Here is a 6,719-nt window from a genome sequence, read left to right on the forward strand (position 1 = left end):
CCCTCCCCCGGCCTGCACCATCCGCCCGCCGTCGACCATCCAGAAGGCCGCCGTGAGCATCCCCAGCACCACGAACACGCTGCCCACGGGGCGCACCGCCCGGATCCGACGCGTGATGCCGGCCAGGAGCACCAGGGTCAGGACGACCACCGCCGCGGCGGCCACCGGCCACGCCCCCGCCGGGGTGAGGAACGCGGCGACGTCGGCGTCGGTGACCTCGCTCGCGCCCCAGGAGCGCGCCTCCAGCACGGCACGGGCGTAGCCGGGCGCCGACTGCAGCGCGAGCACGCCCCCCACGCCGGCCGCGCTCAGTGCGCCCGTGACGGCCGTGACGGTCTGGAACAGGCGCAGGGGACGCAGGGCCGCGCGGTCGAGGGCGGGGTCGCGGTCCGTGGCGTCGTGGGGATCGTCGGCGAGGGGGTGCATGCCCCCATCATGCCCGGCGGCGCAGGAAGGTCGTCGCGAGGCCCGGGTTGAAGGCGCACACGAGCCAGGCCGCGTTCACGAGCGCGAACAGCCCGCCCAGGACCAGGGGCAGCACGACGTCCCCGGCGGGGAAGACGAACAGGCGGATGGTCCCCAGCAGGGTCACGAAGATGGCGATCGAGGCGAACAGGGCGCCCATGATGCGCGCCGTGTTGCTGTGCCGGGTCAGGCCGACGAGGACGATCGCGTAGACCGCCAGGCCCAGCAGGGTCGCGAACCAGACGCTGCCCGTGAGAGCGCCCTCGATCGCCTCGGCGGTCATCGCGGGCGACTGCGCGCTGCCCTCCGGCAGCGAGTCCGCGATGTCCTGGGCCGCGCCCGGGAGGAGGTTGCGCAGGATCGACGCGGCGTAGAGGACCGCGGATGCCACCGTCAGCCCGAGCAACGCCCGGAACACGACGGGGGTGCGGGCGTCGGGGCGGATCAGCGGGCGGGCGTCCGGACCGGAGTGCCCGGCGACGCGCCGCCGCGCCTCATCCGGGCCCACTTCGGGCCGCCCGCCGCCGTCCAGGTCGTCGGGGTGGGGGGACACGGGATGCGGGGGTCGATGATCGGAGGCCATGTCGCCATGGTCTCCGCTGGCCGACGCCGGGGCGAGGGGTGGCGACCCCGGACTCGCCGCCGGCGAACGGCGTCGGGATCAGGCGCGGCGGCCCTGACGGGTGTAGGCCGCGACCTGCGGGTTGAAGGCCTTGACCAGCCACAGGATGTTCACGATCACCAGCGCCAGGCTCAGCACGGAGGCCAGGACGCCGCCGATGCCGGGGAAGGTCACGAAGGAGAAGATGCCGCCGACGGCGCTGAGGGTGCCCAGGATCGCCAGGACGATGCCGAGGATGCGGGCCCAGTTCTTGGCCCCGCGGAGGTTGAAGTACACCAGGGCGTACAGGGCCACGCCGATGAGCAGGACGATGATCGAGCCCACCGTCACGGAGGCGCCCACGACGGGCGCGATCTCCTCCACCTGCTCCGGGGTGAGGCCGCTCTGGCGAAGGGAGTCCCGCATGCGTTCGATGCTCTCCTCGCCGCCGAACAGGGCCGGCAGGGAGGACAGCACGTACAGCGCGAGCGACGTGAGCGTCAGCGTCAGGAGGGCGGGGAACGCGGCCGGCTCCGGGACGACCCCGTACGGGCTGCCCGGCTGGGCGCCGTAGCCCGGGGCCGCGTAGGGCTGCGTGCCGTAGCGGGAGCCCGCGGCGGGCTGACCCGGGTTCGGGTCCTGGTGCGGTCGATCGGTGGTCATAGTGTGCTCCTCGGTGTCGTGGGTGATGGCGGTGACGGGCGCGGCGGCCGGATCACTCGTGGCGCAGGGCCTCGATGGGATCCTTCCGGGCCGCACGCAGGGCGGGCAAGGTGCCGGCGATGAACGCGATGGCCACGATCAGCAGCAGGATCAGCAGCAGGGCGAGGGGGTTGACCGCGAACAGGACCAGGCCGGTGACGCCGCTGAGGGGGCCGGTGGTCAGCACCTGGTTCGCGATGAGTCCGACGGCGACGCCCAGGCCGATGCCGATCAGCGAGCCGAGCAGGCCGATCACGACGGCCTCCATGGTGAACAGGCCGAAGATCTTCCCGCCGGTCATGCCGAGGGCCTTCATGAGGCCGATCTCCCGGGTGCGCTCCTGCACCGCCATGAGCAGGGTGTTGATGATGCCGAAGCTGGCGGCGAGCAGGGCGATGAGCGCGAAGCCGGTGAGCACCCACGTGACGGCGTCGATGATGCCGCGGATCACGCCGAGCTGCTCCTCGAGGGTCTGCGCCAGCAGGCCCTGGTCGGCCAGCGCCTGCTTCACGGCGTCCTCGTTCGCCTCCGGGTCCTCGACGATCGCCGTGGCCTGGAAGTAGGTGTCCCGCTGGGACTCCGGCAGGCCCTCCGTCGTGATGTCGTAGATCGCCTGCTCGAGCGACTCCGACGGCGTCGGGGCGGTGCCCGCACCGGACGCGGCCGCCTCCGTCACACCGACCACGGTGGCCTTCACCGACTTCTGCTCCTGCAGCGGGGTCGCCGCCACGACGGTCAGCTCCGTGCCGATCAGGTCCTCGGCGTCGCCGGCGCCCAGGTCCGCCACCCACGACTCGGGCATGACGATCTCCTCGGCGCCGGCCTCGGGGGCACGGCCCGCGGAGAAGGTGAGCATGTCGATCTCACCGGAGCTGCCCATGAAGCCGGTCTGCCACTTGCGGTCGTCCGGGCCCTGGATGTACTCCGGCTCGGCCACCCGATAGGTCTTCACCTCGGTGACGTGCTCGGTGTCCTCGATCGCGGCGAGGTCCTCCTGCGTGAGCAGCGGCATGCCGAACATCTCGCCGCCGGCGGCGTCCTGCTCCGTGTACTCCTGGGGCGAACCGCTCGCCGCGCCGGCCGAGGACATGTCCTGCTGCTTCATCACGGTCAGCTCGCCGGGCTTGCCGAAGCCCTCGACCACGTTGTCCACGTACTTGTTGATGCCCGCGCCGAGCCCCGTGGTGAGGGTCAGCGTGAATGCGCCGATCACGATCGCGACGACGGTGAGGAAGGTGCGCAGCTTGGAGCGCATCGTGTTGGCGAGCGCCGTGCCCGCGACGTCGGTGACCTTCATGCCCGTGCTCCGTCCCGCTCGGTGCCGACGCGCTCGTCGGCGATGACCACGCCGTCCTGCAGCTCGACGCGACGGTCGCACTTCGCGGCCAGGTCGTCGTCGTGCGTGACCACCACGAGGGTGATGCCCTCGTCGCGGTGCAGGCCGAAGAGGATGTCCTCCACGGCCGCCGAGGTGGCGGAGTCCAGGTTGCCCGTGGGCTCGTCCGCGAACAGCACCGTCGGGTTGTTCACGAGCGCGCGGGCGATGCACACGCGCTGCTTCTGACCGCCGGAGAGGTCCGTGGCCTTGTTCTTCGCCTTGTCCGCGAGCTCGAGCCGCTCGAGCACCGCCATGCCGCGGCGGGCGCGCTCGGCCCGGCCCACGCCGGCGATCTTCAGCGGCAGCACGGTGTTCTCCAGGACCGTCTGGTTCGGGTTCAGGAAGAACTGCTGGAACACGAAGCCGAACCGCTCGTTGCGCAGCTGCGAGATCTCTGCGGCCTTGAGCTGGGAGACGGGACGGCCGTCCATCGCGACGACGCCGGCGGAGGGCTGGTCCAGCAGCGCCAGCAGGTGCATCAGGGTGGACTTGCCGGAGCCGGACTTGCCGACGACGGCCAGGGACTCGCCGCGCTGGATCTGCAGGGTGATGCCCTTCAGCGCGTCGAAGCGGGACGCCCCGCGGCCGTAGACCTTGACGAGGTTCTCCGTCTCCAGGACGGGTTCGGCCCCGGGCGGGACCTCGGCGACCCCGGGGGTCGCGACTGCGGTGGACATGGCTCCGGCACTCCTCTGTCGGTGGGGCACGCCCCCACGGCGGCAGGAGCGGGGGCGATGCCTCCATCCTGTCAGCCGCGCACGCGCCGGCGCCTCCACCTCGAGTCGGAGAAACACGACGGCCCGCGTCCCCCGCAGGTCGGGGGCGCGGGCCGTCGTCGCGGGGCCGGTGCGGTCCGGCTCAGCGCAGCGGCGGCAGGAAGCCGACCTTGGCGTAGACGTCCTCGAGCACGGGCGTGGCCACGGCGCGGGCCTTCTCGGCGCCGGCGGCGAGGATGCGGTCCAGCTCGGCGGGGTCGTCCAGCAGCGCGAGGGCGCGCTCGCGCACGGGGGCCAGGCGCTCGACGACGGCGTCCGCCACCGCGACCTTGAGGTGCCCGTACATCTTGCCGACGAACTCCTCCTCGAGCTGCGGGATCGGTGTGCCGGACACCGCGGAGAGGATGGTCAGCAGGTTGGAGACGCCGGGCTTGGCCTCACGGTCGAAGCGCACCTCGGTGCCGTCGTCGGTCACGGCCGACTTGATCTTCTTGGCGGTCTTCTTCGGCTCCTCGAGGATGTTGATGAGCCCGTTCGGGGACGCCGCGGACTTGGACATCTTCGACGTGGGGTCCTGCAGGTCGTAGATGCGCGCGCCGGTCTCCGGGTAGAAGCCGGTGGGCACCACGAACGTCTCGCCGTAGCGGTGGTTGAAGCGCTGGGCGAGGTCGCGGGTGAGCTCCACGTGCTGGCGCTGGTCGTCGCCCACGGGCACGCCGTGCGGCTGGTAGAGCAGGATGTCCGCGGCCATGAGCATGGGATACGCGAGCAGGCCGACGCCGGCCGCGTCCGCGCCCTGCTTGGCGGACTTGTCCTTGAACTGGGTCATCCGCATGGCCTCGCCCATGCCGGTCATGCAGGTCAGCACCCACGCCAGCTGCGCGTGCTCGGGCACCTGGGACTGGACGAACAGCGTGGAGCGCTCGGGGTCGATGCCTCCGGCGATGAACTGCGCGGCGGCCACCCGCGTGCGCTCCGCCAGGGCGGCCGGGTCCTGCGGCACGGTGATGGCGTGCAGGTCGGGGATGAAGAAGAACGCCTCGAAGTCGGCCTGGGTGCGCTCCCAGTTCACGAGGGCGCCGAGGTAGTTGCCCAGGTGGAGGGAGTCCGCCGAGGGCTGCATGCCGGAGAGCACGCGGTGCCGGGCGGACGCGCCGGCCAGGTGGGCGGTGGCGGCGGCGTCCTTGGCCAGGACGTCCTGGACGGAGTTCTTCTTCATGGTCATCTCAGCCTCGGGTCTCTCCTGCACGGTCAGAACTGGTAGTCGACCACGAGCGGGGCGTGGTCGGAGAAGCGGGTGCCCCAGCTGGGGGCGCGGTCCACGACGGCGGTCCTCGCCCGCTCGGCCAGGCCCGCGGTCGCCATGTGGTAGTCGATGCGCCATCCGGCGTCGTTGTCGAAGGCCTTGCCCCGCATGGACCACCACGTATACGGGCCCGGCACCGGCCCGGCGAGGGCTCGGTGCACGTCCGTGAAGCCGAGCTCGCCGAAGAACCGGTCGAAGTAGGCGCGCTCCTCGGGCAGGAAGCCGGCCTTCTTCACGTTGCCCTTCCAGTTCTTGATGTCCAGCTCGGTGTGGCCCACGTTGAGGTCGCCCGTGACGAGGGCGTGCCCCTCCCCCGCGGCCAGCTCGGAGAGGCGGCGGACCATCTCGTCGAGGAACCGGTACTTGTCCACCTGCTTCGGGGTGTCGACCTCGCCCGAGTGCACGTAGGCGGAGACCACGGTCAGCGGCGAGCCGTCCGGCAGGCGCAGGTCGGCCTCGATCCAGCGGCCGGCGTCGTCGAAGTACCCGTCGGCGTCGGCGATGCCCGTGCGGACCTCGCCGAGCGGGAACCGCGAGGCGATCGCGACGCCGGCCCGCCCCTTGGCGGCGGCCACGGCGTCCGCCAGGTGCACCTCGTCCCAGTCCTCGCCCACGATCTCGCGGACCAGCTGCGCCGTGACGTCCGCGGGGGCGCGCACCTCCTGGAGGGTGAGCACGTCCACGCCGCGACCGGCGAACCACTCCCGCATGCCCTTGCGGTGCGAGGCGCGGATGCCGTTGACGTTCACGGTGGCCACGCGCACGGCGCCGTCGGCCTTGGGCGCCCCGGCGTGGGCGTGCACCACGGGCTCGCCCTCGGCGGGCTCGGGGTACTTCCCGGTGACAGGGTCCTTCTCGGGCAGCGCCGGCATCAGCCGATCACCGTCCCGCTCACCGGGCCCTCGGCGCCACCGGCCCGGGACTCCTTGATCATGTCGCGGGCGTTGGAGGCCGTGATGTCGATGGTCTCCAGGGCGCGGTCCACCATCTCGCGGTCCATGCCCTCGCCCGCGGCGAGCTGCTCGCGCACCACGCGCACCTGCACCTGGGCGATCTTGAACGAGTGGTCCAGCTTGGTGTCCCGCAGGGGGTCCGCGGCCGGCGCCGACGGGGCCACCGCGGGGGCGGCGGCGTCGGTGTCCCGGCCGCGCAGGGCGGCGACGTCGGCGCGGGCGTTCTGCATGGCGGTGTCCACCTTGCGTCCCGCGGCCTGGACGCCGCGGCGCATCTGCAGGAACACGACCACCGCGAACACGAGCCAGCCGGCGGCGACGGCGACCACGAGCCACCCGATCACGTCGTTCTGGTTCGCGGCGAAGATGATCGCCACGATCAGGATGACGATCATCGCGACGAAGCCGAGCGATCCCACGCGCAGGCCGGCGCGGGGGCCGCGGCGCGCGCCGTCGGGACCGGGGGTCAGGGACTGGGACATGGGTGCTCCTCCGGAGGGGCTCGTGGGGTCTGCCCTCCATCATCCCGCATCGTGGGGTGCGCTCCGAATCGGGCGTCCCGCGTCGGCGCCTATCCTGAGGCGATGACCCCCCGCCC

Annotated in this window: 8 protein-coding genes; all 8 read right to left on the bottom strand. The window is 72.3% G+C overall.

Annotation, left to right across the window (positions count from 1 at the left end):
* A partial coding sequence (locus J1M44_RS01190) for a hypothetical protein (RefSeq protein WP_206480398.1) occupies window positions 1-426 on the bottom strand: 426 nt, incomplete at its 3' end.
* Between the two features lie 7 nt (window positions 427-433).
* Complete coding sequence (locus tag J1M44_RS01195; protein ID WP_098471828.1) at window positions 434-1,018, bottom strand: hypothetical protein; 585 nt, start codon at window positions 1,016-1,018, stop codon at window positions 434-436.
* Window positions 1,019-1,126: 108 nt separating this feature from the next.
* Window positions 1,127-1,729, bottom strand: coding sequence for a hypothetical protein (locus tag J1M44_RS01200; protein WP_060775497.1), 603 nt, complete (start codon window positions 1,727-1,729; stop codon window positions 1,127-1,129).
* 52 nt (window positions 1,730-1,781) lie between these two features.
* Window positions 1,782-3,065, bottom strand: a complete 1,284-nt coding sequence (locus J1M44_RS01205; RefSeq protein WP_206480399.1) for an ABC transporter permease — start codon at window positions 3,063-3,065, stop codon at window positions 1,782-1,784.
* Window positions 3,062-3,823, bottom strand: a complete 762-nt coding sequence (locus tag J1M44_RS01210) for an ABC transporter ATP-binding protein (protein WP_049161379.1) — start codon at window positions 3,821-3,823, stop codon at window positions 3,062-3,064. The genes J1M44_RS01205 and J1M44_RS01210 overlap by 4 nt, the downstream gene beginning before the upstream one ends.
* Window positions 3,824-4,004: 181 nt before the next feature.
* Complete coding sequence (gene trpS / locus J1M44_RS01215) at window positions 4,005-5,087, bottom strand: tryptophan--tRNA ligase (RefSeq protein ID WP_206480442.1); 1,083 nt, start codon at window positions 5,085-5,087, stop codon at window positions 4,005-4,007.
* 26 nt (window positions 5,088-5,113) lie between these two features.
* Window positions 5,114-6,040 carry an exodeoxyribonuclease III gene (locus J1M44_RS01220; RefSeq protein ID WP_206480400.1) on the bottom strand — a complete coding sequence of 309 codons (927 nt, stop codon included), beginning with the start codon at window positions 6,038-6,040 and terminating at the stop codon, window positions 5,114-5,116.
* Entirely contained in the window at window positions 6,040-6,603 is a 564-nt protein-coding gene (locus tag J1M44_RS01225) for a hypothetical protein (protein ID WP_060775500.1), read from the bottom strand. Before J1M44_RS01225 ends, J1M44_RS01220 begins: the two co-directional genes overlap by 1 nt.
* Window positions 6,604-6,719 lie beyond the last annotated feature (116 nt).

The sequence above is a fragment of the Micrococcus sp. KRD128 genome, from assembly GCF_017168395.1.
Classification (GTDB): Bacteria; Actinomycetota; Actinomycetes; order Actinomycetales; family Micrococcaceae; genus Micrococcus; species Micrococcus luteus.

Coding starts and splice junctions, on each gene's coding strand:
- J1M44_RS01200 (WP_060775497.1), bottom strand. CDS start 1,729: ATGACCACCGATCGACCGCACCAGGACCCGAACCCGGGTCAGCCCGCC.
- J1M44_RS01205 (WP_206480399.1), bottom strand. CDS start 3,065: ATGAAGGTCACCGACGTCGCGGGCACGGCGCTCGCCAACACGATGCGC.
- J1M44_RS01210 (WP_049161379.1), bottom strand. CDS start 3,823: ATGTCCACCGCAGTCGCGACCCCCGGGGTCGCCGAGGTCCCGCCCGGG.
- trpS (WP_206480442.1), bottom strand. CDS start 5,087: ATGACCATGAAGAAGAACTCCGTCCAGGACGTCCTGGCCAAGGACGCC.
- J1M44_RS01220 (WP_206480400.1), bottom strand. CDS start 6,040: ATGCCGGCGCTGCCCGAGAAGGACCCTGTCACCGGGAAGTACCCCGAG.
- J1M44_RS01225 (WP_060775500.1), bottom strand. CDS start 6,603: ATGTCCCAGTCCCTGACCCCCGGTCCCGACGGCGCGCGCCGCGGCCCC.